Below are 26727 nucleotides of genomic sequence, written 5' to 3'. Positions count from 1 at the left end.
GGGGCACCGCCGTCGTCGCGGAGATCGGTCGCGCGGCTCCCCGGACCGCGCCCGGGGATTCTCGCATGCGCCCGGCGCCGATCAGGGAACGAGGTCTTCCTCGTGGATCGCGACGCCACGGCTGCCGTCCGGGCGGATCCAGCCGCGGAACATGCTGCCGCTGTTGAAGGGCATTGCGATGTTGCCGTCGCGGTCGAGCGCGATCGCGCCGCCGTCGCCGCCCATCGCCGGGATGATCCTGTTGATCACCTCCTCGGCCGCCTGCGCGAGCGGCGTGCCGAGATAGGCCACCCGTGCGCAGATGTCGTGCGCGGCATTGGCGCGGATGTAGAACTCGCCCCAGCCGGTGCCGGAGACGCCGCAGCGGTCGTCCGCCCATGTGCCCGCGCCGATGATCGGGGCATCGCCGACGCGGCCCCAGCGCTTGTTGGTCATGCCGCCCGTGCTCGTGCCCGCGGCGATGTGGCCGGCGCGATCCAGGGCGACGGCGCCGACGGTGCCGTAGTAGCGGCGCCCGTCGGCATCGAGCGAGGCCGACTTCGCCTTCTCCTCGCGCTGCGCCTTCTCGAGCTGCTGGCGCCGGTTCGGCGTGTCGAACCAGCTGTTGGGCACGCGCTCGATGTCCTTCTGCGTGTCGGCGAACGCTTCCGCGCCGGCACCGGCCAGCATCACGTGCGGGCTGCGCTCCATCACCGCGCGGGCGAGCTTGATGGGGCTGCGCACGGTGGTGACGCCGGCGACCGCACCGGCGCGACGCGTGTGGCCTTCCATCACCGCCGCATCGAGTTCATGCCCGCCCTTGGCGTTGAATACCGCGCCCTTGCCGGCGTTGAAGCGTGGCGATTCCTCGAGCACGCGGATCGACGCTTCCACCGCGTCGAGTGCCGCGCCGCCGCGCTGCAGCACGGCGTTGCCGGCATCGAGCGCGCGCTCGAGCGTGTCGTGGATCTCGCGCCGATCGGCGGCATCGAGCGACTCCCTCGGGACGAACCCGGCACCGCCATGGATGACCAGCGCGGTGCGCGTCGGCGGGCTGGACGGCGCAGGCGATTGGGCGGAAGCGGTCATGGCGAAGGCGAGCAGGACGGCGGGTGCGAGGCGCATGTCGGGTTTCCCTGGGGACGCGCCGAGCATAGCCGCAGGCGCCACCGCGGGGCTCGAAACGACGCACCGTTTCGACGCCGCACTGCAACAAGGTTCTTGACCGGAGCATCACGTTGCTGACCGATCCGACGGATGGTGCGCGGGGCCGTCGAGACGCGTGAAACCCCTGAAAACAAGCGCATTCGCGTCATGGGAACGCACGCGTACGGCAGCGCATGCAACGGGCGAAATGAACGCGATCGGACAGACGGCGTTGACACCGTTCAACGGGCGTTCGGATTGTCGGCGCGCGCCGCAGTCCGGCGCGACTCCCGGTCGCCACGGTGGTACCGGGCTCCCCCTTCTGATGGAGCAGCAATGAACAACAAGCGCATTCTCGCGGTCGCCGTTTCCCTCGTCCTCTGCTCGACGGCCGCCAGCGCCGGCACCCTCGTCCGCGCCGCGAAGGAGCGGGTCGACAACCAGTACATCGTCGTCCTCAAGCCGGACAGCCTCGGCGTGCCGGCCGGGCTCGCCCGCGAGCAGGGCCTCGCGCGTGCAGCGGAAAACGCCGCCGTCGACCTCGTGGCGCGGCACGGCGGCGACGTGAAGCTGATCTACCGCAACGCGCTGCAGGGCTTCGTGGTGCGCGCACCGGAAGCGGTGGTGACGCGGATGCTGAAGGACCCGCGCGTCGCGTTCGTCGAGGAGGATGCGATCGTGCACGTGGACGCGACGCAGAGCGGCGCGACCTGGGGCATCGACCGCATCGACCAGCGCGCGCTTCCGCTGAGCGGAACCTACACCTACGACTACACGGGCTCGGGCGTGCGCGCCTACGTCATCGACACCGGCATCCTCGCAAGCCACAGCGAATTCGGCGGCCGCGTGCTGTCGGGGTACAGCGCGATCAGCGACGGCCGCGGCACCACCGACTGCAACGGCCACGGCACGCACGTGTCCGGCACGATCGCCGGTGCGACGTACGGCGTCGCGAAGTCGGCGCGCCCGGTGCCGGTCCGCGTGCTCGGCTGCGACGGCTCGGGCACCAACTCGGGCGTGATCGCGGGCATCGACTGGGTTCGCTACAACGCAGTGAAGCCGGCGGTCGCGAACATGTCGCTCGGCGGCGGCGCCTCGTCGGCCGTCGACACGGCGGTGAACAACCTGTCGAACTCGGGCGTGCCGGTCGTGGTCGCCGCGGGCAACGACAACGCGAACGCGTGCAACTACTCGCCGGCACGCGCGGCCGGGGCGATCACCATCGGCTCGACCACCTCGTCCGACGCGCGCTCGTCGTTCTCCAACTACGGCTCCTGCGTCGACCTGTTCGCCCCCGGCAGTTCGATCCGCTCGGCCTGGTACACGAGCACGACGGCGACGAACACGATCAGCGGTACGTCGATGGCGTCGCCGCATGTTGCGGGCGCCGCGGCGCTCTACTTGCAGCGCGTGCCATCGGCGACGCCATCGCAGGTCCGCAGCTGGCTCACGGGCAACGGCACCACCGGCCGGATCTCGGGCGTGAACGGTTCGCCGAACATCCTGCTCTACTCGCGTTGATGCTCGAAGCTTGACGGAAGGCGGCCCTCGGGCCGCCTTCCTTCGATCACTGCGAGCGGAGCGCTTCGATCGGATCGAGCCGCGACGCCTTGCGCGCCGGATAGAAGCCGAAGAACAGGCCCGTCGCGATCGAAAAGCCCGCGGCGAGCAGGATCACGCTGCCGTCGAGCTTCACCGGAAGCGAGCCGAACTTCTCGACCGCGAGCGCGCCGCCGATGCCGATGAGGATTCCGAGCGCGCCGCCGATCAGCGAAATCAGCATCGCTTCGGCGAGGAACTGGCGCTGGATGTCCCGCGGCCCCGCGCCCACGGCCATGCGCAGGCCGATCTCGCGGATTCGCTCGGTCACGGACACCAGCATGATGTTCATGATGCCGATGCCGCCCACGATCAACGAGATGCTCGCGACCGCGCCGAGCAGAAGGCCCATCAGCCTCGTGGCCTGCGTGCGCGTGGCGACCACCTGCGCGATGTTGCGCACGTTGAAGTCGTCCTCGTCGCCGGGCTGGATCTTGTGGCGCTGGCGCAGCAGCGCCTCGATCTCGCCCTGCGCGTAGTCGAGGTCCTTCGCATCGGCGACGCCGACGGCGATCTGCATCACCGCACCCGCGGGCAGGCCCATCGCGCCCATCAGGCGCCTCCGCGCGGTTTCCAGCGGCACGACGACGAGGTCGTCCTGGTCCTGCCCGAAGCCGCCCTGCCCCTTCGACTTGAACACGCCGGCGACGGTGAACGGCGTGCGCCCGAGGCGCACCGTCTGCCCGACCGCTTCCTCGTCGCCGAACAGCGTGCGGCGCACCGTCTCGCCGAGGATCACCGACTTGCCGCCGGCGTAGTCGGACTGCGTGAAGCCGTCGCCGGCCGCAAGCTCCCAGGCGTTGATCGCGAACCAGTCGGCCTCGACGCCCTGCCACTGCGTCTGCGCATTGTTCTCGGCGAACACCACCTGCGTGCTGCCGCGCAGCGACGACGCGACGTACTGCACCTGTGGCACGTCCTGGCGGATCGCCGCGGCGTCGCCGTCGCTGAGGGTGAAGAAGCTGCCCGAGGACATCCGCACGCCGCCGAAGCCACGACCCTGGCCCGGGCCGACGTCGAGGCGGTTCGAGCCGAGGCCCGAGACGAGCTTGTCGATCTCCGCCTGCGTGCCCTGCCCGACCGACACCATCACGATCACCGCGGCGATGCCGATGATCACGCCGAGCGACGTCAACGCGCTGCGCATCCAGTTGCCGCGCAGCGAAAACGTCGCGGTACGAAGCGTCTCGCCGAGCCTCATGGCATGCCCTCCGGGCGGGGGGCGGGCGGCGCGATGTCCGGCACGCGGGTCTCGTCGTCCTGCTCGTGCAGCTCGCCGTCGCGCATCACGAACACGCGGTCGGCATGCAGCGCGACTTCCGGATCATGCGTGATCAGCATGACGGTGTGGCCGTCGTCGCGCAGTTGCTTGAACAACGCGAGGATCTCCTCGCCGGTCTTCGTGTCGAGCGCGCCCGTGGGCTCGTCGGCGAGGAGCACCGGCGGCGAATTGATCAGCGCCCGCGCGATCGCCACGCGCTGCTGCTGGCCGCCCGACAGTTCGGTCGGCCGGTGGTGCAGGCGCGCGCCGAGGCCGACCGACTCGAGCGCGGCCTGCGCGCGTTGCAGGCGCTCGGCGCGCGGGATGTCCGCGTAGCTGAGCGGCAGGGCGACGTTCTCGAGCGCGTCGAGGCGCGCCAGCAGGTTGAAGCCCTGGAAGACGAAACCGATGTTGCCGAGCCGCAGGACGGCGCGCTGCTCGGCGTCGAGCGTGGCCACGTCGACACCGCCGCAGCGGTAGACGCCCTCGCTCGGCGTGTCGAGGCAGCCCAGCAGGTTCATGAGGGTCGACTTGCCGGAGCCCGACGGGCCCATGATGGCCACGAATTCGCCACGGCCGATCCACAGGTCCACGCCGCGCAGGGCGACGACCTCGGCTTCGGTACCGGGCGAATAGACCTTGCCGAGGCCGCGCGTCTCGATGACGGCCTCGCTCATTTCGCCTTGCGCTCCGCACCGGTGATCACGACGTCGCCGGGCTTGATCGCACCGGAGACCTCGGTGTTGGTGCCGTCGCTCGCGCCCAGCCGCACCATCGCCATCTTCGGCTTGCCGTCGACCAGCAGGTAGACCGGCGCACGACGCGCGGCCAGCAACGTGTCGAGCCCGCGATCCCAGCGCTGCTGCTGCTCCTCGCGCAGCGTCGCGCGGAACGCGCCGAACTGCTGGGCCATGCGCTCGGCCATGCGCTGGCGCATCGCACCGGAGTCGGCGCCGCCCGGTGCGCCACCGCCGCCCGGACGCGCGCCGCCGCCCGGTGCCGCAGCGAACAGGCGGTTGCCACCCTGCTGCTGCATCTGCGCGCGACGCGCCGCCATCCGCTGGCGCACCTGCTCGACTGCCGCGTCGAACGCGGCACGCTGCGTCGCGTCGAGCCCGAGCGAAGCCGCGAGTTTCGGCAGCTCCTCGGTGACGCCGCCGCGCCCGCCCGACGGGCCGGCATCGGCCTGCATCGCCGCGGCTTCCTCGTCGCTCGGTTTGTAGCGCAGCGCCGCGTTCGGCACGCGCAGCACGCCGTCTCGACGGCTCACCTCGATCTCGGCGTTCGCGGTCATGCCCGGCAGCAGCCGGCCGTCGTCGTTCTCGACCTCGATCACGACCGGATAGGTCACGACGTTGTTGGTCGTCGTCGCCGACAGGCGCACCTGCGCCACGCGGCCGGTGAAGCGGCGATCGGGAAACGCGTCGACGGTGAACGAGGCCCGCTGGCCGACGTCGACCTGGCCGATGTCGGCCTCGTCGACGGCGAGCTCGATCTTCATCTTCGACAGGTCTTCCGCGAGCTTGAACAGCTCCGGCGCCTGGAAGCTCGCGGCGACGGTCTGGCCGGGTTCGATGGTGCGCGTCAGCACCACGCCATCGACGGGCGAGCGGATCTCGCTACGACCCAGGTTGAGCCGCGCGGTGCGCGTGCCCGCCTGCTGCTGGGTGATCTGCGCGCGGTTCGCGGCCAGCTGCGCGCGCGCGCGCTCCAGCGTGCTGCGGGCGAGGTCGACGTCGGCCTGGGCCACCAGCTTCTGCCGGCCGAGGTCGGCCTTGCGGCGGTAGTCGAGCTCGGCATTGCGCAGCGCGGCTTCGGCCTCGGCGGCATTGGCGCGCGCGGCATTCACCGACGCGCTGCCCTGCGCGATCTGCGCCTCGTAGGTGCTCGGGTCGATGCGCGCGAGCACCTGCCCGCGACGCACGCGATCGTTGAAGTCGACCATCACGTCGGTTACCCGGCCCGAGACCTCGCTGCCGACGACGACCGTGGAGATCGCGCTCAGCTGGCCGGTCGAGGAAATGACGACGCGGATGTCGCCGCGCTCGGCGCGAGCGGTGCGGTAGCCGCCCTCGTCGGTCGCCGCGGCGCGGTGCTTCTTCCAGTACAGGCCGCCGGCGACGGCCAGGGCGATCAGGGCGACGGCGCCGATCAGGCGGCGGCGGGCGGGACGGGGTGCGGCAGGCGCGGGTCGGCTCATGCGGAAAGGGGCGTCGGGAAGGCGTGCAGGATGGCGTAAACGGGGGAAACGCACGAAGGCGCGACCCGTTGACAGGCGGTCAGCGGCGAAGCCGGATCGTCGCCACTGTGCCCTGTCCCGGCGTGCTGTCCAGCTCCACCGGCCAACCGAAGCGTTCCCCCAGTCGACGCACGATCGACAGGCCGATGCCCATCCCGTCGCTGCCGTCGCGGTCGTGCCGGTAGAAGGCATCGAAGGCGCGCGTGAGCGTTTCGCCCGACATGCCCACCCCGGTGTCGCGGACCTCGATCCGGTCGGGTGTCAGCACCACCTCGACGCGGCCCCGCTCGGTGAAGCGCACCGCGTTGCTCAGCAGGTTGCCGACCATCAGCGAGAGCACGCGCCGCGGCGCGTCGACCACCGCGCCGCCCTCGTCGCGGACGATCACCTCGACGGGCTTGTCGCCGATGAGGCCGCGCGCGATCTCGACCTCGTCGTCGACCACCTCGTGCACGTCGAAGCGCTCGCTCTCGGCGTCGATCTCGGCGTCGCGGGCGAGGATGAAGAAGGCGTCGATCACCGCCTGCATGTCGTGGCCCGCGCGCTGGACGCGGTTGACCGCCCGGCGCGACCGCTCGGGGATCTCGGGGTCGGCCGCCATGATGTCGGAGGCCACGCGGATCACGGTGAGCGGCGTGCGCAGCTCGTGGCTGGCATCGCGGGTGAACTGCCGCTCGCGGTCGACGAATTCGGCCACCCGTCCGGCCATCCCGCGCAGGGCATGCGCGAGGCGCCGCACCTCGAGCGTGGAGTCGACCGGCAGGTTGTGCGGCGCGAGCGCATGGGTGTCGCCGCTGCGCGGGTCCCAGCGGGCGACGACGCCGGCGAGCCAGCTCACCGGCGCGACCATCCGCTTGGAGGTGCGATAGGTGAGCCACGCCGAGACGTACGTCACCAGCAGGGCGAGCAGCAGGCTGAGCCCGCCGGTCCAGAAGACGGCGGCATCGTTGTAGGCGGGGTCGAACCGGATGTAGAGCGTGCCCTCGCCGCGACGCTCGACGTACGTGGCCGGCGAGCCCCACAGCGGCACGTGGGCGCCCGCATCGGCGGCGCGCAGCTCGGCCGGCAGCGGGGTGACGTCGCCACCGGCCGGCACGAAGTACGTGGACATCCGCGAGTTGCGCGGCATCGGCGCGGCCGGGGCCTCGCGTCGCTGGACCCAGATGCTCGCCGCCTCATCCGAAAGCCGGTCACGCAGCAGCACCTGGCGGACACCGAGCTCCGCGCAGGCGACGCCGAGCGCCATCACCAGGCTCGCGACGAGCGCCTGGACGATGAACGCGATCTTGATTTTCCGGGGAAGCCCGTGGGCCATCGGGGGCGCCGGATCACTCCGGCGGCTGGGAGATGTCCGCGATACGGTAACCGGCCGACTGCACCGTGTGCAGCAGCTGCTTGTCGAACGGCTTGTCGATCGTCTTGCGCAGGTTGTACAGGTGGCTGCGCAGCGTGTCGGAATCCGGCAGGCCGTTGCCCCAGATCTCGCGCTCGATCTCCTGGCGGCTCACCACGCGGGGCGACTCGCGCATCAGGATGGTGAGCAGGCGCAGGCCGATCGGCGAGAGCTGCAGTTCGACGCCGCCCCGGGTCACGCGCAGGCTGGCCGGGTCGAGCACCAGGTCGGCGACCTTCAGCACCTCCCCGCCCACCTGCCGGCGCTCGCGACGGATCAGGGCGCGCAGGCGGGCCTCGAGTTCCTGGATCGCGAAGGGCTTGGTCAGGTAGTCGTCGGCGCCGGCGGACAGGCCGGTGAGCTTCTCGTCGAGCGTGTCGCGGCTGGTCAGCATCAGGACCGGCGTCGACTTGCGCGCTTCCTCACGCAGCCGCTTGCACACTTCCACGCCGTCCAGGCGCGGCAGCATCAGGTCCAGCACCAGCACGTCGTAGCTGTTCTCGGCCGCCAGCCGGTAGCCGTCGAGGCCATCGGAGGCGTAGTCCACCTCGAAGCCGCGGCTCTCGAGGTATTCGCCCATCATCTCGGAAATGTTGCGGTTGTCCTCGATGATGAGAACAAGGCCGCCGTCTCGGTTGGTCTGCATCGGGGGAGCCCTCCTTCAGTTTTGTGAAAGGTGCCCGGCGCCGAGTCTAGACGCTGTGAAGAACCCCGGTTTCACTCAAACCTTCCTGACTTCGATGAACGAACGAATCCTGAGCCCCCTGCTGCTGCTTGCCGCGAACGTCTTCATGACCTTCGCCTGGTACGGCCACCTCAAGTTCAAGGCCGCGCCGCTGCGCTGGGTGATCCTGGCCAGCTGGGGGATCGCGCTGTTCGAGTACTGCCTGCAGGTGCCCGCCAACCGGCTGGGCGCTCGGGTCTACAGCGCGCCCCAGCTCAAGGGCATGCAGGAGATCCTCACGCTCGTGGTCTTCGCGGCGTTCTCGACGTGGTACCTCGGACAGCCGCTCAAGTGGAACCACTGGGTCGGTTTCGCGATGATCGCCGTGGCCGGTTGGCTCATCGCGCTCGACTGAGCCGCGCGCACTGCGGGGACCCGTGATGGATCGTTTCGAGAGCTTCCGCGAGTTCTATCCCTTCTATCTGTCCGAGCATTCGCACCCGGTCAGCCGCCGGTTGCACTTCGTCGGCAGCTGGGGCGTGCTGGCCTTCATCGCCGCGGCGGCCTTCACGCGCGACGCGCGCTGGCTGCTGGGCGCACCGCTGTGCGGCTACGGCTTCGCGTGGATCGGGCACTTCATGTTCGAGAAGAACCGGCCCGCGACGTTCCGCCATCCGCTGTGGTCGCTGATGGGCGACTGGGCGATGTTCGTCGACGTCCTGCGCGGCCGCGTGCGGCTGTAACGGAAGACCCGCGCGGCTCAGCGCCGCTCTTCGGCCTTCGCGCGGTTCCAGTAGCCGTCCTGTGCATCGAGGTCGAGTGCGGCGAGGTCGACGCCGTCGGCGGCGGCCAATCGCTCCATCGCACGGAACCGCCGCTCGAACTTCGCGTTCGCCCGGCGCAGCGCCACGCCGGGGTCGACCTTCGCATGCCGTGCGAGGTTCGCGGCCACGAACAGCAGGTCGCCGATCTCGTCCTCCAGGCGATCCTGCGCGCCGGCCTCGCCCGCGGCGCGTGCGTCGAATTCGACGCGCACCTCGTCGATCTCCTCGTGCAGCTTGTCGATGACCGGCGCGGGGCCGGGCCAGTCGAAGCCGATCGTCGCCGCGCGCTTCTGCAGCTTCACCGCGCGCTGCCATTCGGGCAGTCCGCGCGCGATCCCGGCCAGCAGCGACGTGTCCGCCTCGCCCCTCGCCTCGCGCTCGGCGCGCTTGAGCGATTCCCAGTCGGCGAGCTGCGCGTCGGCGTCGTCGCGTGCGGCGACATCGGCGAAGACGTGCGGATGCCGGCGGATCATCTTGTCGTTGATCGACGCGACGACGTCGCCGAAGTCGAACGCGCCCTGCTCCTGCGCCATGCGCGCGTGGAATGCCACCTGCAGCAGCAGGTCGCCGAGTTCGTCACGCAGGTCGCCGAGGTCGCCGCGGTCGATCGCATCGGCGACTTCATAGGCTTCTTCGATCGTGTACGGCGCGATGGTCGCGAACGTCTGCTTCACGTCCCAGGGGCAGCCGCCGTCGGGATCGCGCAGGCGCGCCATGATCGCGACGAGCGTCGCGACGTCGCGCGGATCGCCGTCGAGGCTCACGAGGCGCGCGCCGCCTGGGCGGCTTGCGTCCATGCGGCCCACGGAAGGGCCGGGTCGCCGACCGCGATGAAGTCGCCGTTGAGCAGCGTCTCGCGCACGTTGTAGCGCAGCGGCCGGCCGCGCGGATCGACCACCTGCCCGCCCGCGCCTTCGAGGATCGCCTGCCCCGCGGCCGTGTCCCATTCGCAGGTCGGGCCGAAGCGCGGATAGACGTCGAGGCCGCCCTCGGCGATGCGGCAGAACTTCAGCGAGGAGCCGAGGTTGACCTGCTCGACGTCGCCGCCCGCGCGCATCGCCTCGATGAAGGCCTCGCTGCGGCCGTCGCGGTGCGACCGGCTCGCCGCCACGCGCAACGGCGCCGACGACGGGCCGATGCGCATCGCGGCGTCGGCGGCCTCCGCGCGTTCACGACGGAAGGCGCCGAGGCCCGGCCCGCCGTGCCAGGCGACGTCGGTCACGGGCGCCTGGATGACGCCCCACGTCGCGACGCCGTCCTCGACGAGCGCGATGTTGACGGTGAACTCGCCGTTGCGCTTCACGAATTCGCGGGTGCCGTCGAGCGGATCCACGATCCACAGCCGCGACCACGCGCGCCGCACCTCCGGCGCGACCTTGTGCTCGGCTTCCTCCGACAGCACGGGAATGTCGGGCGTCAGCCGTGCGAGGCCTTCGGCGATGCAGCGATGCGAGGCGAGGTCGGCCTCGGTGAGCGGCGACGCATCGGTCTTGCGCTCGACGTCGAAGTCTTCGCGGTAGACGCGCAGGATCGCGCGGGCGGCGTCGTAGGCGAGGTCGACGACGGCCTCGCGCAGGGTGGAATCGATCAACTCTGGGTCCTCAGCCACTCGCGGGCGATGAACAGCGCCGCGATGGAGCGGCCCTCGGAAAAGTCCTCGCGCAGGATCAGTGCATCGAGTTCGGCGAGCTTCCACGGCACCACGTCGAGCGGCTCGGGCTCGTCGCCCGGCAGCTGCTCCGGATACAGGTCGCGCGCGATCACGAGCTGCGCGGAGTGGCTCATGTAGGTCGGCGCGAGGGAAAGCTCGCGCAGGCGCAGCAGCGAACGCGCGCCGTAGCCGGCCTCCTCCTTGAGCTCCCGGTCCGCGGCTTCCTCGGCCGTCTCGCCGCGGTCGATGCGGCCCTTCACCAGCCCCAGCTCGTAGCGATGGAAACCGGCCGCGTACTCGCGCACCAGCAGCACGGTCTCGGCGTCCAGCATCGGCACCACGACGACCGCCCCATGCCCGCGCCCGTGCAGGCGCTCGAACTGGCGGCGTTCGCCGTTGCTGAATTCGAGGTCGAGCCGCTCCATGCGGTACGGCCCGGCGTCGTGCTCGGTCACGCCGTGGATGGTCGGCAGCGTCTTCATGCGGGTCTCGTCGGGAGGCCCGCGCGACGCGGGATAATGGCGGGATGAACAGGCTCGATCACGATGCGACCATCCTAGCAGGGGCTCGCGAAGGCACCGCCGATGCCTGGCGCCGCCGCGACCTCGACGTGCTCTGGCACCCCTGCACGCAGATGCGCGAGCACCCGGACCGCCTGCCGCTGCTGCCGATCGCCTCGGCCGAGCGGGAGTGGCTCGTGGGCATGGACGGCCGCCGCACGCTGGACGCGGTCTCCAGCTGGTGGACCTGCCTGCACGGGCATGCCGAGCCGCGGATCGCCGAGGCCATCGCACGGCAGGCGCGCACGCTCGAGCACGTGATCCTCGCCGGTTGCACGCACGAGCCGGCGGTGACGCTCGCCGAGCGGCTGCTCGCGATCGCGCCGCGCCAGGCGGGCCGTCCGCCGCTGGCGAAGGTCTTCTATGCGGACAACGGTTCCGCCGGCGTGGAAGTCGCGCTGAAGATGGCCTTCCACTGGTTCCGCAATGCAGGCGAATCGCGGCGCACGAAGTTCGTCGCGCTCGACAACAGCTACCACGGCGAAACCCTGGGCGCGCTCGCGGTGGGCGACATCCCGCTCTATCGCCGCGTGTACGCACCCCTGCTCGCGGAAGCGCTGTTCGCGCCGTCGCCCGATGCCTTCCTCGCGGGGGACGGTGAGACCGCCGAACAGCGCGCGCACCGCGCGGCCGATGCGCTCGGCGCCTTGCTGGCCGAACACGGCGGCGACGTCTGCGCGATGATCCTGGAGCCCCTCGTGCAATGCGCCGGCGGCATGCGCATGCACCATCCCGCCTACCTGCGTCGCGCGCGCGAGCTCTGCGATGCGCACGGCATCTTCCTGATCGCCGACGAGATCGCGGTCGGCTTCGGTCGCACCGGCACGATGTTCGCGTGCGAGCAGGCGGGCATCGCACCCGACCTGCTCTGCCTGTCGAAGGGCCTCACCGGCGGCGCGCTGCCACTCGCGGCGGTACTCGCCACGCAGCGGATCTACGACGGCTTCCTCGACGATTCCCGCGAGCGGGCCTTCCTGCATTCGCACAGCTACACCGGCAATCCGCTGGGCTGCGCCGCCGCGCTGGCCTCGCTCGACATCTTCGAGCAGGACGACGTGCTGGCCCGCAATGCGGGCACGGCGCTCGAGCTCGAGTCGCGCGCGGCGGCGTTCCGGAACGATCCGCGCGTGGTCGACGTGCGTCGCACCGGCATGATCGTCGCGATCGAGATGGCGGCCGACCGTCTGGAGGGCGCGGACGGTACGGCGGTCGAGATCGCCGGCGGGCGCGGGCTTCGCGCCTACCGCGCCGCGGTCGCGCATGGCGTGCTGCTGCGTCCGCTCGGCGACGTCCTGTACTGGTTGCCGCCGTACTGCATCGGCGACGACGCGCTCGACCTGCTCGCGGACGCCACGCGCGTCGCGCTCGACGCCGCCTTCGGAGACGCCGCATGCGCCTGACCCGCGTCCACGTGCCGCAAGCCTTCGCCCCGGGCGACGAGGTCGTGCTGCCCGAAGGCCCCGCCGCCCACCTGACGCGCGTGCTGCGGCTCGGCGTGGGGGACGACTGCATCGCCTTCAACGGCGACGGCCACGACTACGCCGCGACGCTGTCGGTGGTCGGCAAGCGCGAGGCGCGCCTGCGCATCGGCGCGGCTACGCCGGTCGATCGCGAGTCCCCGCTCGGCCTGGTGCTGCTGCAGGGCGTCGCCAAGGGCGAGAAGATGGACCTGATCCTGCAGAAGGCCACCGAACTCGGCGTGCGCGAGGTCGTCCCGGTGTGGTCGCAACGGAGCGACGTCAAGCTCGACGGCGACCGTGCCGCCAAGCGCCTCGACCACTGGCGGAGCGTCGTCGCCTCGGCCTGCGAGCAATGCGGCCGTGCGGTCGTACCGGTCGTGCAGGCACCGCTGTCGCTGCGGGCGGCGCTCGACGGGCTCGCCGCGCACGACCTGCGGCTGCTGCTGGACCCCACGGGCGCGCACTCGCTGCCATCGCTCGAGCTGGCCCCGGCGTCCACCGTGTGCCTGGCCGTCGGTCCCGAGGGCGGCTGGTCGCCGCTCGATCGCGAGGCGCTGCAGTGGGGCGGCTTCGGCGGGCTGCGGCTCGGGCCGCGCATCCTCCGCACCGAGACGGCGGGGCTCGCGGCGATCGCCGCGCTGCAGGCGCGCTTCGGCGACCTCGCCTGACCCGGAAACGAACGGGGCCGCATGTGCGGCCCCGGGGCGTGCTGCAGTGCGGGCGGCGGTCAGGCCGCGTCGCGCAACTCGTGCAGGCACTGCTCGATGTGCAGCAGATCCGGCAGCAGCGCATCGTCGTCGTTGAGGCGCACGCGCGCCTGCACGGCGGTCGGCATCGCCTCGTCGCCGGACTCGACCGCCAGCGCGCTGCGCGAAACCGTGACGAGGCGCGGGAAGCCCTGCGTCACGATCGCGAAGAACGGCAGGCGGCGATCGCCGCCGAGGGCCTTGAGCACGATGACCTTGCTGCCGAGGCCGGGCTTGTCCTCGCCGATGCCCGACAGCCGCGAGAACGCGACCAGCGGAATCTGCCAACCGCGCCAGCGGAACCGCCCGAGCAGCCAGTCGGCGCCGACGTCCTCGCGTTCCGGTTCGGCGTAGGACAGCACCTCGGCGATCGTCGCGTTCGGCAGCAGCAGCCGCCCGCCGCCCACCTGGATGAGCACCCCGCGGACGTCGCCGGACTCGTGCTGCGCCCACGTCGGCGACGCGGCCGGCATCGCGCGTGGCGGTGCGGCGGCGCCCGCGGGCTCGGCCGCGTCGTCGGCGGGCTCCATCAGCGAGCGGGCCGACGCCTGCGCGAGGGCCGCATCGACGAACGGGGCCGCGGAGCCGTCCTCGTGCTCCACGTCGGAGGCCGGGGCCTCGTCACGGTCGAGCGCGACGGGCGCCGACGGTGCGGTGCCGAGCGATGGAGCACCGGGACGACGATTGCGCTTCTTCTTGGACACGACGGTTCCCCTCAGCGGCCCCAGCGGCCGACGAGTTCTGCAGCGAGTTCGGACGGGAGCGCGGACATCGCGCCCCGGACGGCGACGGCCGACGCGGCCGCGGCGTCGTAGCAGCCATCGGTGGACTGGGCGCCGACGAAGGCACCCTGCGCACGCAGGGCGTCGATGCGGTCGGCAAGGCCGGCGTCGGCACCGCTGAGCACGACGACCGCGCTCTCGGCAGCCGGGAGATGCTCGAGGAGCTGCCCTTCCCCACCGCCGACGAACGTGGCGGCGTCGGGCGAGAGGCCGACGTCGTCGCCGACGACGTAGACGCGGCCGGAGCGGACGGGCTCGCCGGCGACGGCCAGCTCGACGGGAAGCGCGGACGCGCGGGTGAGCTGCGCGACGAGCTTGTCGTAGCGCGCCCCATCCAGGCGCTGTCGCAGCAGGATCGGGCGCGGGAAGCGGCCCGGCAGCGCGCCCAGCAGCTGTCGCACGGCGTCTGGGCCGCCAATGCCGGCGAGCACGAGCACGACACCGGTCGGTGCGGCTTCGGCCGCGAGCGGCGTCTCCACGGCAGGCGGCGTCGGCGCCGGCATGCCCGGCGAACCGTCGTCGACGAGGCCGAGCCCGGAAATCCGGCGCTCGAGGTCGCCGAGGTCGTGCGTCCGCGGTGCCGCGGCGAGTGGAACCATCGGAGCCGCGTCGTCGGCGAGGCTCAGCTCGCCGAACGACACTTTCGGCAACGGCGGCGGCCCAGCGGGCGCCGGGGCGACGTCGTCGAACGAGACTTCATCGACCGGCGCGAAATCCTCGACGAGCCCGCCGGACCAGTCGGTGGCGGACTGCGCGGATTCGGGCAGCGGGAAGTCCGGCAGCTCGGCATCGAGTTCGGCCAGCAGCGGATCGAAATCGCTCGCGCTGAAGTCCGGGCCGGTGACGGGCGGCAGCGGCTCGGGGGTGCGCGATTCGAGCTCGATCGTACCGACGTCCGGCAGCGGCGAATCGATCGCGCTCGACTCGAGCTCGAGACCATGGAGGGAGAGCACGAACTCGTCCGCGGGCGCCTCGGCGGTCGTGGTGTCGAATGCGGTGAAATCGTCGCCCGCGGCGGCTTCGCCGCCAGCATGGACCTCGGACTCCGGGACGACGTCCGACGAGTCGGTGTCGATCAGCGCCTCGATCTCCAGCGACAGCGCGTCGACCGGCGCCGCCATGGCGGTACCCGCGACGGGCGGCAGCACGTCGTCGCGATGGTTGAGCTTGGCGGCGAGGTGGCGCCGCCAGCGCGCGGCCTCCCAGCCGTCGCGCGAGGCGGCCACGTCGGCCTCCTCGAACATCACTTCCACGGCGGGATCGCCGAGCATGCTGTCGAAGCGGTCGAGCGTGTTCTCGCTGATCGCATCGAGCACGATCATCAGCACCTCGGGCGAGGCACCGCGGACATCGTCCAACGAGGCCGTGCCCGGATCGTCCTCGACCACGATGTCGGCGCCGATCTCGAGCAGCGCGCCGCGCACGCTGTCGCGCGCGGTGCCCGGGCGGGCGAGCAGTGCGACGCGACGGCGGGTGTCACTCATGCGCATGCACCCGGTCGAGCAGCTCGTTGACGTTGCGCATCAGCTCCGGCTCCTGGTACGGCTTGCCGAGATAACGCTGCACGCCCAGTTCGAACGCACGCTGGCGATGCTTCTCGCCGGTACGCGACGTGATCATGATGATCGGCACGTCGCGCATGCGGGAGTCGCTGCGCATGGCGCCGGCCAATTCGTAGCCGTCCATGCGCGGCATCTCGATGTCGAGCAGCATGAGGTCGGGCACGCGCTCGGCCATGCGCTCGAGCGCGTCGATGCCGTCCTTCGCGGTGACCACCTCGTAGCCATGGCGTTCCAGCACGCGCCCGGTGACCTTGCGCATCGTGACCGAGTCGTCGACCACCATGACCAGCGGCACCACGCGCTTCTCGACGACCGGCGCCGGCGGCTGGTACACGTCGCGCGGCAACGCGGCCTGGCGGCGCACCAGCGGAGCGACGTCGAGGATCACGACCACGCGGCCGTCGCCCATGATCGTCGCGCCGAAGATGCCGGGCACCGAGGCGACCTGCGGGCCGACCGGCTTCACCACGATTTCGCGGTTGCCGATGACCTGGTCGACGGTGACCGCGGCACGCAGTTCGCCGGCGCGGATGAGCAGCAGGGGGACCTGCAGCAGGCCTTCGGCCTTCGCCGGTGCCTGGCCCATCAGGCGGCCGAGGTCGTGCACGGCGTAGTCCTCGCCGCCGTAGCGGAAGGTGCCACCGTCCTCGCTCTCGAGCGACTTCGCGAGGTCGTCGCGGGAGATGCGGCCCACGCCGCGCACCGAGGCGATCGGCACCGCGAAGGCGGTCTCGCCGATGCGGACGAAGACGGCCTGCGTGACCGCGAGCGTTTGCGGCAGGCGCAGGGTGAAGGTGGTGCCGCGGCCGTGCTCGGTGCGGATGTCGATCGTGCCGCCGAGCTGGCGGACTTCCGAGGCGACGACGTCCATGCCGACGCCGCGACCGGCGAGGCGGCTGACTTCGTCGGCCGTCGAGAAGCCCGGCTCGAAGATCAGCATGTCGAGGTCGGACTCGGCGAGCACCGCATCGCCGCGGATCAACCCGCGCTCGAGGCCGCGGCGACGGATCGCCTCGCGGTCGAGGCCGCGGCCGTCGTCGCCGACTTCCAGCACGACTTCCGACCCTTCGCGGCGCACCGCGATGCGGATCGTGCCTTCCTCCGGCTTGCCGGCGGCGACGCGCTTGTCGCTGGACTCGAGGCCATGCGCGACGGCGTTGCGGAGCATGTGCTCCAACGGCGCGGTCATGCGCTCGAGCACGTTGCGGTCGAGCTCGCCCTGGGTGCCTTCGAGGCGCAGCACGACCTGCTTGCCGAGCTCGCCCGACGCCTGGCGCACGACGCGGCGCAGGCGCGGCAGCAGACCGTCGAACGGCACCATGCGCGTGCGCATGAGGCCTTCCTGCAGCTCGGACGAGACGCGCGACTGCTGGAGCAGCAACGTCTCGTACTGGCGCGTCAGGTCGTCGAACGTCGTCTGCAGCGACGTCTGGTCGGCCGCGGATTCGGACAGTGCACGCGTGAGCTGCTGCAGCGTCGAGAAGCGGTCGAGCTCGAGCGGGTCGAACGACGCCTCCACGTCCTCGCGCTGGTAGCGCGCGACGATCTGCGCTTCCGTCTCGATCTCGAGGCGGCGCAGCTGGTCGCGCATACGCGTGTTGGTCGCTTCCATTTCGCCGATGGCGGAACGGAAGGCGCCGAGCTGCTGCTCGAGGCGGGCGCGGTAGATCGCGACCTCACCGGCGTAGTTGACCAGCCGGTCGAGCAGGTCGGCGCGGATGCGCACCTGCTCCTGCGGCGTGCGGACGGCGATGTCGTCCTCGTCGCCCAGCACCGGCTGCTCGCCGATCGGCGCGGACAGCGGCTTCAAGTCGACGACCGGCGCCGGCATCGGCGCGGGCATCGGGCGCGATTCCGCCTCGACCGGCATCGGCAGGCGTTCGCCGCGCGCGCGGGCCTCGAACTGGGCGATGAGCGCGAGCGGCATGCCGATCGCGCGACGCTCGCCGACGCGGGTGACCATGCCGTGCAGGCGGTCGAACCCGCGCTCGAGCAGTACCACGCCGTCGCGGCCGAGCTCGCTGCGATGTTCCACCACCGCTTCGAGCAGCGACTCCATGACGTGGCCGAGTTCGCCCACGGCCATGATGCCGGCCATGCGCGCGCCGCCCTTCAGCGTGTGCAGGTCGCGCTGCAGGCCCGCGAGGCTCTCGCGGTCGTCGGGCTGCTGGCGCAGGTGCGCGAGCAGGCCGTCGGAGTGGTCGAGCAGGTCGACGCCCTCTTCCACGAAGATGTCGACGAGTTCGGGATCCAGGCCGGTGAGGTCGAGCCCGGTGTCCGGATCGGCCTCGTCGACGACATGCGACGGCATCGCCATCCCGGCCTCGACGGCGGCCGCCGCGGCGGCGATCGCCGCGCGGACCTGCTCGGCCATCTTCTGTTCTGCCGCGACGCGCTCCTGACGCTCGGCTTCCGCGCGCTGCGCGTCAATCCGTGCGCGCTCACGGGCTTCGGCTTCCACGCGCTCGGCATCGAGGCGCTCGGCTTCCGCACGCTCCGCTTCGACGCGCTCGCGCTCGGCGCGTTCGGCGGCGAGTCGTTCCTCTTCCACCCGACGGGCCTCGGCGGCTTCCGCGGCGATCCGTTCGGCCTCGGCCTGCTCGGCAGCGATGCGCTCCGCTTCGAGGCGCTCCGCTTCTGCAGCTTCGGCGGCGGCGCGCTCGGCTTCGGCGGCTTCGGCCGCCAGACGTTCCTGCTCGACGCGCTCGGCTTCGATCCGGGCGATCTCCGCCTGCTCGGCGGCGATGCGCTCGGCCTCGGCGGCTTCGGCCGCAATACGCTCGGCTTCCGCCTGCTCGGCGGCGAGACGCTCCTGCTCGAGTCGCTCGGCTTCCAGGCGCTCGATCTCGGCCCGTTCGGCGGCGATGCGCTCGGCTTCGACGCGTTCCGCTTCCGCGGCCTCGGCGGCGAGGCGCTCGGCTTCCGCCTGCTCGGCGGCGATCCGTGCCTCTTCCTGGCGCTGGGCCTCGGTGAGCGCGGCGAGGCGTTCGGCCTCTTCGGCTTCCGCGCGCTCGCGCTCGATGCGTTCGGCCTCGGCCTGCTCGGCCGCGATGCGCTCCTGCTCGATGCGTTCGGCTTCGGCGTGTTCGGCGGCGATGCGTTCCTGCTCGACGCGCTCGGCTTCGAGCCGTTCCGCTTCGATGCGCTCGGCCTCGAGCCGTTCCGCTTCGACGCGCTCGGCTTCGATGCGCTCGGCTTCCATTCGCTCGGCTTCGGCCTGCTCGGCCGCGACACGCGACAGTTCCGCGCGCTCGGCTTCGAGACGTTCGGCTTCCGCCTGCTCGGCGGCGACGCGCTCCTGCTCGATGCGCTCGGCTTCGGCGCGCTCGGCATCGGCCTGCGCAGCTTCAAGCTGGGCGAAATCCTCGGCGGCGGACGCTGCGACAGCATCGACCGGCGCCGCATGGCGCGCATCGGGCAGGCTGTCGCGGAGCGCGGCAACGCGCTCGGCCAGGCCATCGAAGCTCGGCACGTGCGGACGGTCGGCCTGCAGGCGCGCGAGCGTCGTCCGGATCGCGGCGGCGACGTCGGCGATCGCCTCGACGCCCTCCGCGGTCGCCGGCACGCCGGCGGCGAGCAGGCGCTTGATGTAGGCCTCGGTCGGACCGGTGACGCCCGGGATCACCGGCACCTCGGTCATCGCGAACGCGCCGTTGAGCGTGTGGATCGAGCGCTGCAGGCGGTCTTCGGCGCGCTGCGGCTGGCGACGCGCGACTTCGAGCCATTCGTCGATCGTCGCGAGATGGCCGTCGACCTCGGTCGCGAGAATCTCCAGCAAGACCGGATCCACGTAGGCGGGCTCGCCGAGATCCTCGACGGCGATCGGCGCGACGACGGGAGCGGCCGCCACCGGTGCTTCAACCGGGACGCTGGACGGGCCCGTGTAGAACGCTTCCTCGCCCTTCTCCAGGCGATCGGCGACGGCTTCGTAGCCCGCGAGGTCGGCCGTGACTGGCGCGGTACCGGCGAGCGCGGCATGGAACTGCGGCAGCGTGCCGATCGCATGGTCGAGCAGCGTGGCTACGGCCGGCGTCGGCAAACGCGTGCCGTCGAGCACGCGGTTGAGCATGTTCTCGATCTTCCAGCTGAACTCGCCGAGGACCTTGGCCCCGACGAGGCGGCCGCTGCCCTTCAGCGTGTGGAAGACGCGGCGCACGGGGCGCAGACGCTCGATCTCGTCCGGCATCGCCTTCCATGCAGGCAGCATGGCGGCGAGGTTATCCATCTCCTCCGACAGCTCCTCGAGGAAGACCTCGCGGATGTCGTCGTCGATGTCGGCGTTGGCTTCGAAGCCCCCGTAGACGGCACCGATCGGCGCGGCAGCGGCCACCGGCTCGACCGTGTCGAGCGCCGCGACGTCGACCGCCACGGGCTCGTGCACGACCGGCGTGTCCTCGCTGCGCGCCTGCAGGTCGCCCGCGCCGAACGACTCCGCGATGTGCGCGAGCACTTCCTCGTCATGCGCGTCGACGGGTGCGAGCGAGTCTCCCGACTCCGGATGCAGCGCCTCGGCGATCGCGGCGTCCACCGCGGGCTCCGCGGCGACGGGCGGCGCGACGTCGGTCGTAACGGCCGGGGCCGACGCCGGAACCGGCCAGTAACGCAGGGCCTCCAGGCTCGAGCGCGCGATGTCGAGCATGCCGTCGCGATTCGGGCGGCGGTCGCGCAGCGCTTCGAGGAAGTATTCGAGGCTCGCCAGCGCATCGGCGAGTGCGTCGAGCTCGGCGCCGGTGGGCACGTGGCGACGCTCGACGAGTTCCTGCTGGGAATAACGCGCGATCGCGTCCAGGTAGCCGGCCGGGGCGGGCAGCTGCACCATGCGCATCGCACCCGCGACCTCGTCGAGCAGGCGCGGCACTTCGGCGAGCTCGGCGTGGTCCCAGCCGGTCTCGACGAAGGCGACGAACGACTGGCGTGCGTCACCGAAGTTGGCGATGGCCTCGCGCACCACGATGTCGAGCACCTTGCGGGACTCGCGCGCGAGGGCGTCGTCGCCGTCGACCGCGCCTTCCTCGAGGCCGAGTCGTGCGACCTGGTCGTCGAGCGAGGCATCGACGTAGAGGAGCGCGCCGGCGATGTCGAGCAGCGCATGCTCGTCGGCGGTGCGTCGGCCGTTGACGACGTCGGCCATGGCGTCGCGCTGCTGCATGACGACGCCACGGGCGGTGCCCAGGCCCATCATGCCGAGCGTGTCGCCCACCTGCGTCAGGGCGTCGACCTGCGGCCGGAGTTCGGCCACTTCGATGCGGCCGGTGCGCAGGTGGATGTCGAGCGCGTCCTTGACGCGCATCAGGTCTTCCTTGATCGCCGCCGACACGGTGTCGAGCAGCGCGCGATTGCGACCGCTCAACGAGCCGCGCGCATGCGCGATCTCGCTTTCGCTGGGACGCTGCGCATCGAGCGCGAACGTCTCGCGGATGTCGACCAGGCGCGGATGCGAGCCGCCCGCATTGGCCACGTGGTACAGCAGCTGGCGCGTCGCATCGGCGGGGTCGGACTCGCCGCGAAGCGCGGAGGCCGCGTCCAGGAACGCCTGGCGCAGGCCGCGACTGGTCGGCATCGCACCGTCGGCGACGGCCATGGCGACGCCCTCGGCGACCCACAGCACGCGCTGGCGCGCGGCGTCGCCGCCGGCGCGCACGAGCTCGCCCAGTGCATCGACCAGCGCGGAGCCGTCGGCGGGCGCGCCGTCTTCCGGCCACGCGCGCAGCGCCGCGTCGAAACGCTCCGCCGCGGTGGTCGGGTCGCCCTGCGGCGCACCGTCGGCCGCCGGCACGGCGCGGTCGAGGTCCGGCGCGAACAGCATGCTTTCGCTGAGGCCGGCTTCACCGCGCGCGGCGCGGAGTTCGTTGAGCAGCGGCAGCAGCACGATCGGAATGTCGCGATGGCCGCCCTGCAGGCGCTCGAGGTAATCCGGCAGCTGCACGACGCCGCGCAGCAGCGCGGCACACGCCTCGTCCCGATCGGCGACGCCGCCATCGGCGAGCGTCTCGGCCAGCGTCGCCATCTCGGTCGCCACCATCGAGGGAGCGTCGAGCTCGATCATCTGCAGCGTGCCGCGCACCTGGTGCAGGAGCGTGGCACAGGCGCGCATGCGCGCGGAGTCGGCGGGATCGTCGAGGAACGCTTCGATCTCCTGGCGCGCCTGGCGCAGGGTTTCGTCGAGTTCCGGCTTGATCCAGCCGAGCGTGGTCGTATCGATCACTTCGCGCATCGCGATCATCGTGCACCTCGCGCCTTGCCGACCGCGCGCGGCGCGCTCTCCGGGGAGGAGAGCGCGATCACCGCGCAGCGGGGACCAGGTGCGTGCCAGTTCATTTCGTTGTTCCGGGGACTGCGGTTCAGGCCGGCAGCTTGAAGTCGGCGACGGAGCGACGGAGGTCCGCCGCGAGCTGCGCGAGGTTTCCAATCGAGGCCGCCGTCTGGCTCGCACCCTGCGAGGTCTGCGCGGTGATCGACTGAATCGTGGTCATCGTCTGGGTGATGTTCGATGCCGCGAAGGACTGCTGCTGCGCCGCCTGCGAGATGCCCTGAATGAGGCTCGAGAGGTCGGTCGAGACCTTTTCGATCTCGCCCAGCGCCGTACCGGCGTCCTCGGCCAGTCGCGCACCCGCGACCACCTCGGACGTCGTCTGCTCCATCGAGCTGACCGCTTCGTTCGTATCGCTCTGAATCGTCTGGACGAGCGTTTCGATTCGCTTCGTCGCGTTGGACGCGCGTTCTGCGAGGCGCTGCACTTCGTCGGCGACGACCGCGAAGCCGCGACCCGCTTCACCGGCCGAGGCCGCCTGAATCGCGGCGTTCAGCGCCAGGATGTTCGTCTGTTCCGAAATGTCGTTGATCAGTTCGACGATCGAGCCGATTTCCTGCGACGACTCGCCGAGGCGCTTGATTCGCTTCGAGGTCTCCTGGATCTGGTCACGGATCGAGTCCATGCCCGCGATCGTCTGGCGGACGACGCCGGCGCCCTTGGTCGCGATCTGCACCGAGCGCTGCGCCACCTCCGCGGACTCCGCGGAGTTCTTCGACACCTGGTCGATCGATCGCGCGATCTCGTTGATGGCCTCGGAGGCCGTACCGATTTCCTGCGCCTGGTGCTCGGCGGCTTCGGCGAGTTGCGTCGCCGTGGCCTGCGTTTCCTGCGCGCTGGCCGCGACCTGCACCGACGTGTCGGTGATCGTCTGCACGAGGCTGCGCAGCTGCTCGACGGCGAAGTTGATCGAGTCCGCGATCGCGCCGGTCATGTCCTCCGTGACCGTCGCCTTGACCGTCAGGTCGCCTTCTGCGAGCGAACCCATCTCGTCCAGCAGGCGCATGATGGCCTCCTGGTTACGGTCGTTGAGTTCCTTCGTGCTGTCGTAGCGGCGACGCTGCTGCTTGTTGAGCGCGTAGAGCAGGCCGGCGATCGCGAGCAGGGTCAGCGCGCCGGCGATGATCGAGATCCAGATGTTGCCGGGGACACTCGTGTCCTTCACCGAGCCGATCGACGTGAACGCGCCGAACAGCTTCTGCGAGTCGTCGAGCAGGTCACCCGACTGCGTGGTGATCGCGCCCGCGGCGGTCTGCGCGCCGATCAGGTCGCGCGAGCTCGCGGTGATCGCGTCGAGGTCCTTCTTCATCGAGCCCCACTGCTGCTCGACCTGGGCCAGCTGCGAGACGGCCGGGCCGGCGGTCAGCGGCAGGATGCGGTTGGCGTCGTCGCCCTTGCGCAGGCCGGCGAGCACCGTCGAGAACAGGTTGGCGTCGCGGCCGAGCGCATCGGCGGCCGCCTGCGCGCCCGGACCGCCGCTGCGGATTTCCGCGATGCGACGGGCCATGGTTCCGGAGACGACGACCTGGCGCAGCGCAATGTAGACCTGCGACGAGGGCGAGCCCGACGCGGACATCGCGCGGACGAGTTCGTCGAGCGTCGCCTGGAAGTTCGGCAGGTTCTTGTTGAACGACTCGGCGTGCGTCGCGACGCCGCTGATGGCCGCTTCCGCCTGCACGACCTGGTCCGCCCGGCCCTTGATCTGGGTCCAGCGCGACGAGACCTGCTGCACCGCGCCGCCCGCGCGGCTGTCGTCGCCGTACGCCGAGTTCAGTCGGACGATGTCGGATTCGATGCGGTCCTTGGTGTCGCGGAACGCCTTGAACGCCTCGGTGTTACCGCCGACCGCCTCGTTGCCGCGCACCGCGAGCTGCTGCGAGAGCACCTGCAGTTCGGAGGCCGACGAGCTGGCGCCACTCAGGCGCCCGGCCTTGAACGAGGCGTAGCCGACGTTCGCGCCGAGCACGACCAGCGAGCCGATCAGCAGGGCCACCCAGGTGTTGATCCGAATGTCGCGACCTTTGCCGGCGACGCTATCCATCATGGTGCTCATGGTTGAACCTCAGGTCTTCGTGCAGCGGAGCCGTCAGGCGGCGGCGTGGCGGAATTCGGGAGTGCGGGCGAGCAGGTCGAGGCTGAAGACGCCCCAGTCGTGCTCGCCCAGTCGGTAGGCGCGGTCGACGAAATGCGCGTAGCGGCCCTGCGCGAGCGGCGCGAAGGCCTCGTCGTCGAGCTTCTGCTCCTCGATGAAGGAGCGCTGGCCGAACAGTTCGTCGACGAGAACGGCGACGTCGCCGCCGCCCTGTCGCACGAGCAGAACGCGCAGGCCCTCGTGGAGCACGGTGCGCTCGCCCTCGAGGAACTGCTTCATGTCGACGATCGGCAGCAGCTGGCCGCGGACGTTGGCGACCCCGAGCATCCACGGCTGCGTGCCGGGAACGGGCGTGATCTGCGGAACGGACAGGATCTCGCGCACCTCGCCGAATTCGGAGGCGAGGCGGCGCGAGCCGATGCGGTAGCCGACGCCGCGCCACAGGCCGGGCGCGTCGAGCTGCTCCGGCAGGCCCGCGACGTGCGCGAGGCTGCGGCGCTCGTAGTCGACGAGCACGTCGAACGGGCTCATCGTGGTGTCCATCGTCAGGCGCCCAGGAGTTCGTTGATGCGCGAGATGAGCTCGTCCTCGCGCGGCGGCTTGACGATGTAGTCCTTCGCGCCCTGGCGGAGGCCCCAGGCGCGATCGGTGTCCATGCCCTTGGTGCTGACGATGAGCACCGGGATCGTCTTCGTCTCGGCATCGCGCGACAGCGCGCGCGTGGCCTGGAAACCGTTCATGCCCGGCAGGACGACGTCCATGAGGACGAGGTCCGGACGCTCGCGGCGACAGGCCTCGATGCCGTCCTCGGCGCTGCCGGACGTCATGACCTGGTGGCCGTTGCGCTCGAGGAGCTGGGTCATCACCGCCGACTCGGTCGGTGAGTCCTCGATCAGAAGAATGCGTGCCATTGGTGCCCTTCCCCCCGGTCAGGCGTTGACGTGCTTGCGAATCGCGTCGAGCAGTTCTTCGCGGGTGAACGGCTTCGTGAGGTACTGCTCGGAGCCGACGATGCGGCCGCGTGCCTTGTCGAACAGGCCGTCCTTAGAGGACAGCATGATCACCGGCGTGCTGCGGAACGTCTGGTTGTTCTTGATCAGCGCACAGGTCTGGTAACCGTCCAGCCTCGGCATCATGACGTCGACGAAGATGATCTGCGGTTGCTGGTCCGCGATCTTCGCCAGCGCCTCGAAGCCGTCCGAGGCCGTCACCACGTCGCAGCCCTCGCGCTTCAGCAGCGTTTCGGCCGTCCGGCGAATGGTCTTCGAGTCGTCGATGACCATGACCTTGAGGCCGCCCAAGCTGCCATTGCGGGCGTCATCCTGCATTCGTAAATCCCCCAGCGCCGCGTAAGGCGGGCGCGTTAGCCTTTATTCCAAGCCCCGGAGAGGCTGTCAAGCAGGCAATTTTCGTCACGACAAAGCTGAAGAACTGGCACTTTGCGTCAGGTCGGGCCCGCCCCGCTGATACCATCGGCCACCCCGACCGCGGCTTGAGCCATGCCCCTCGACATCGTCGTCGTGATGGATCCGATCGGCTCCATCAAGATCGCCAAGGACTCCACCTTCGCGATGCTGCTGGCCGCCCAGAAGCGCGGCCACCGGCTCCTCTACGTGTTGCCGGGCGCCCTGTCCGTCCACGATGGTCGCCCCGCGGCACGCGTTGCGCCGCTGCGCGTGGCCGACGATCGGTCCGGATGGTTCGAACTGGGCGAGGCGTCACAGCTTGAACTGGGCGCCGGTCACGTCGTCCTGATGCGGCGCGACCCGCCGGTCGACGACCAGTACGTCCACGACACCCAGATCCTGTCGATTGCGCAGCGCGCGGGGGCGATGGTGGTCAACGACCCCCAGGGCCTGCGCGACTACAACGAGAAACTGGCCGCCCTGCTCTTCCCCCAGTGCTGCCCGCCGACGCTGGTCAGCCGCGACCCGGCGGAGCTGAAGCGTTTCGTCGCCGAACACGGGCACGTGGTGCTGAAGCCGCTCGACGGGATGGGCGGGCGCTCGATCTTCATGGCGCGCGCCGGCGAGGCCAACCTCAACGTGATCCTGGAGACGCTGACCGACGGCGGCCTGCACCAGACCATGGCGCAGCGCTACCTGCCGGAGATCGTCGACGGCGACAAGCGCATCCTGCTGGTCGACGGCGAGCCCGTGGACTTCTGCCTCGCCCGCATCCCGCAAGGGGACGAGTTCCGCGGCAACCTGGCGGCCGGCGGCCGCGGCGAGGGCCGCCCGCTGACCGATCGCGACCGTTGGATCGCGGCGCAGGTCGGGCCGGAGATGAAGGCGCGGGGCATGGTCTTCGTGGGACTGGACGTGATCGGAGACCACCTCACCGAGGTCAACGTGACCAGCCCGACCTGCATCCGCGAGCTCGTGCGCAGCGGCCTGCCGCTCGAGTCCGGCGAGGCGCTTCCGCCGCCGCCGCCGCGCCCGATCCACTGAACGGCGAGC

Annotated in this window: 22 protein-coding genes; 6 read left to right on the top strand and 16 right to left on the bottom strand. The window is 71.0% G+C overall.

Features of this window, described 5'->3' with window-relative positions; all coding sequences use genetic code 11:
• Positions 1 to 81: 81 nt before the first annotated feature.
• The gene (locus ACY35P_RS07340; RefSeq protein WP_462115183.1) at positions 82 to 1104 is read right to left on the bottom strand and encodes an isoaspartyl peptidase/L-asparaginase family protein; all 1023 of its coding nucleotides are present in this window, start codon (positions 1102 to 1104) and stop codon (positions 82 to 84) included.
• 357 nt (positions 1105 to 1461) lie between these two features.
• Here ACY35P_RS07340 and ACY35P_RS07335 point away from each other — a divergent pair, with 357 nt between their 5' ends.
• Positions 1462 to 2646 (top strand): S8 family peptidase, encoded by a 1185-nt coding sequence (locus ACY35P_RS07335; RefSeq protein WP_462115182.1) that lies wholly within the window; start codon positions 1462 to 1464, stop codon positions 2644 to 2646.
• A gap of 46 nt (positions 2647 to 2692) precedes the next feature.
• On the opposite strand, the gene ACY35P_RS07330 is transcribed toward ACY35P_RS07335, so the two are convergent.
• The 5 genes from ACY35P_RS07330 to ACY35P_RS07310 form a co-directional block, all read right to left on the bottom strand.
• A complete protein-coding gene (locus ACY35P_RS07330; protein ID WP_462115181.1) occupies positions 2693 to 3925 on the bottom strand; it encodes an ABC transporter permease in 1233 nt (410 codons plus the stop codon).
• The gene (locus tag ACY35P_RS07325; RefSeq protein ID WP_462115180.1) at positions 3922 to 4662 is read right to left on the bottom strand and encodes an ABC transporter ATP-binding protein; all 741 of its coding nucleotides are present in this window, start codon (positions 4660 to 4662) and stop codon (positions 3922 to 3924) included. The genes ACY35P_RS07330 and ACY35P_RS07325 overlap by 4 nt, the downstream gene beginning before the upstream one ends.
• The gene (locus ACY35P_RS07320) at positions 4659 to 6185 is read right to left on the bottom strand and encodes an efflux RND transporter periplasmic adaptor subunit (protein ID WP_462115179.1); all 1527 of its coding nucleotides are present in this window, start codon (positions 6183 to 6185) and stop codon (positions 4659 to 4661) included. Before ACY35P_RS07320 ends, ACY35P_RS07325 begins: the two co-directional genes overlap by 4 nt.
• 79 nt (positions 6186 to 6264) lie before the next feature.
• Positions 6265 to 7539, bottom strand: a complete 1275-nt coding sequence (locus tag ACY35P_RS07315; protein ID WP_462115178.1) for a sensor histidine kinase — start codon at positions 7537 to 7539, stop codon at positions 6265 to 6267.
• Between the two features lie 13 nt (positions 7540 to 7552).
• Complete coding sequence (locus ACY35P_RS07310; protein WP_462115177.1) at positions 7553 to 8263, bottom strand: response regulator transcription factor; 711 nt, start codon at positions 8261 to 8263, stop codon at positions 7553 to 7555.
• A 94-nt stretch (positions 8264 to 8357) separates the two neighbouring features.
• Here ACY35P_RS07310 and ACY35P_RS07305 point away from each other — a divergent pair, with 94 nt between their 5' ends.
• Complete coding sequence (locus ACY35P_RS07305; RefSeq protein ID WP_462115176.1) at positions 8358 to 8696, top strand: DMT family protein; 339 nt, start codon at positions 8358 to 8360, stop codon at positions 8694 to 8696.
• Between the two features lie 25 nt (positions 8697 to 8721).
• A complete protein-coding gene (locus ACY35P_RS07300; protein ID WP_462115175.1) occupies positions 8722 to 9024 on the top strand; it encodes an Mpo1-like protein in 303 nt (100 codons plus the stop codon).
• A 17-nt stretch (positions 9025 to 9041) separates the two neighbouring features.
• Here the strand turns inward: ACY35P_RS07300 and mazG are convergent, their stop codons facing one another.
• The 3 genes from mazG to nudE are packed head-to-tail and all read right to left on the bottom strand — an operon-like array spanning position 9042 to position 11238.
• A complete protein-coding gene (gene mazG / locus ACY35P_RS07295) occupies positions 9042 to 9902 on the bottom strand; it encodes a nucleoside triphosphate pyrophosphohydrolase (RefSeq protein ID WP_462115174.1) in 861 nt (286 codons plus the stop codon).
• On the bottom strand, positions 9866 to 10696 hold the full coding sequence (gene cysQ / locus ACY35P_RS07290) for a 3'(2'),5'-bisphosphate nucleotidase CysQ (protein WP_462115173.1): 831 nt from the start codon (positions 10694 to 10696) through the stop codon (positions 9866 to 9868). The genes mazG and cysQ overlap by 37 nt, the downstream gene beginning before the upstream one ends.
• A complete protein-coding gene (nudE, locus tag ACY35P_RS07285; protein WP_462115172.1) occupies positions 10693 to 11238 on the bottom strand; it encodes an ADP compounds hydrolase NudE in 546 nt (181 codons plus the stop codon). Before nudE ends, cysQ begins: the two co-directional genes overlap by 4 nt.
• Before the next feature lie 44 nt (positions 11239 to 11282).
• Between nudE and ACY35P_RS07280 the strand changes: the two genes are divergently transcribed.
• Both ACY35P_RS07280 and ACY35P_RS07275 read left to right on the top strand, forming a co-directional pair.
• Complete coding sequence (locus ACY35P_RS07280) at positions 11283 to 12716, top strand: adenosylmethionine--8-amino-7-oxononanoate transaminase (protein WP_462115171.1); 1434 nt, start codon at positions 11283 to 11285, stop codon at positions 12714 to 12716.
• Positions 12707 to 13444 carry a 16S rRNA (uracil(1498)-N(3))-methyltransferase gene (locus ACY35P_RS07275; protein WP_462115170.1) on the top strand — a complete coding sequence of 246 codons (738 nt, stop codon included), beginning with the start codon at positions 12707 to 12709 and terminating at the stop codon, positions 13442 to 13444. Before ACY35P_RS07280 ends, ACY35P_RS07275 begins: the two co-directional genes overlap by 10 nt.
• A 59-nt stretch (positions 13445 to 13503) precedes the next feature.
• Here ACY35P_RS07275 and ACY35P_RS07270 read toward each other — a convergent pair whose 3' ends face one another.
• The 7 genes from ACY35P_RS07270 to pilG form a co-directional block, all read right to left on the bottom strand.
• Positions 13504 to 14226, bottom strand: coding sequence for a chemotaxis protein CheW (locus ACY35P_RS07270; RefSeq protein ID WP_462115169.1), 723 nt, complete (start codon positions 14224 to 14226; stop codon positions 13504 to 13506).
• A gap of 11 nt (positions 14227 to 14237) precedes the next feature.
• Positions 14238 to 15788 carry a chemotaxis protein CheB gene (locus ACY35P_RS07265; RefSeq protein ID WP_462115168.1) on the bottom strand — a complete coding sequence of 517 codons (1551 nt, stop codon included), beginning with the start codon at positions 15786 to 15788 and terminating at the stop codon, positions 14238 to 14240.
• The gene (locus tag ACY35P_RS07260; RefSeq protein ID WP_462115167.1) at positions 15781 to 22089 is read right to left on the bottom strand and encodes an Hpt domain-containing protein; all 6309 of its coding nucleotides are present in this window, start codon (positions 22087 to 22089) and stop codon (positions 15781 to 15783) included. The genes ACY35P_RS07265 and ACY35P_RS07260 overlap by 8 nt, the downstream gene beginning before the upstream one ends.
• A 118-nt stretch (positions 22090 to 22207) precedes the next feature.
• A complete protein-coding gene (locus ACY35P_RS07255; RefSeq protein WP_462115166.1) occupies positions 22208 to 24229 on the bottom strand; it encodes a methyl-accepting chemotaxis protein in 2022 nt (673 codons plus the stop codon).
• A 33-nt stretch (positions 24230 to 24262) separates the two neighbouring features.
• Positions 24263 to 24811: a chemotaxis protein CheW gene (locus ACY35P_RS07250; RefSeq protein ID WP_462115165.1), complete on the bottom strand. Its 549-nt coding sequence runs from the start codon at positions 24809 to 24811 to the stop codon at positions 24263 to 24265.
• A gap of 2 nt (positions 24812 to 24813) precedes the next feature.
• On the bottom strand, positions 24814 to 25179 hold the full coding sequence (locus ACY35P_RS07245) for a response regulator (RefSeq protein ID WP_462115164.1): 366 nt from the start codon (positions 25177 to 25179) through the stop codon (positions 24814 to 24816).
• Positions 25180 to 25197: 18 nt separating this feature from the next.
• Positions 25198 to 25596, bottom strand: a complete 399-nt coding sequence (gene pilG / locus ACY35P_RS07240) for a twitching motility response regulator PilG (protein ID WP_462115163.1) — start codon at positions 25594 to 25596, stop codon at positions 25198 to 25200.
• A 171-nt stretch (positions 25597 to 25767) separates the two neighbouring features.
• Between pilG and gshB the strand changes: the two genes are divergently transcribed.
• A complete protein-coding gene (gene gshB / locus ACY35P_RS07235) occupies positions 25768 to 26718 on the top strand; it encodes a glutathione synthase (protein ID WP_462115162.1) in 951 nt (316 codons plus the stop codon).
• Positions 26719 to 26727 lie beyond the last annotated feature (9 nt).

This window comes from Lysobacter xanthus, assembly GCF_047159895.1.
The sequence above is the reverse complement of the archived record's forward strand: the minus strand, read 5'-3'. Positions and strand labels throughout refer to the sequence as shown.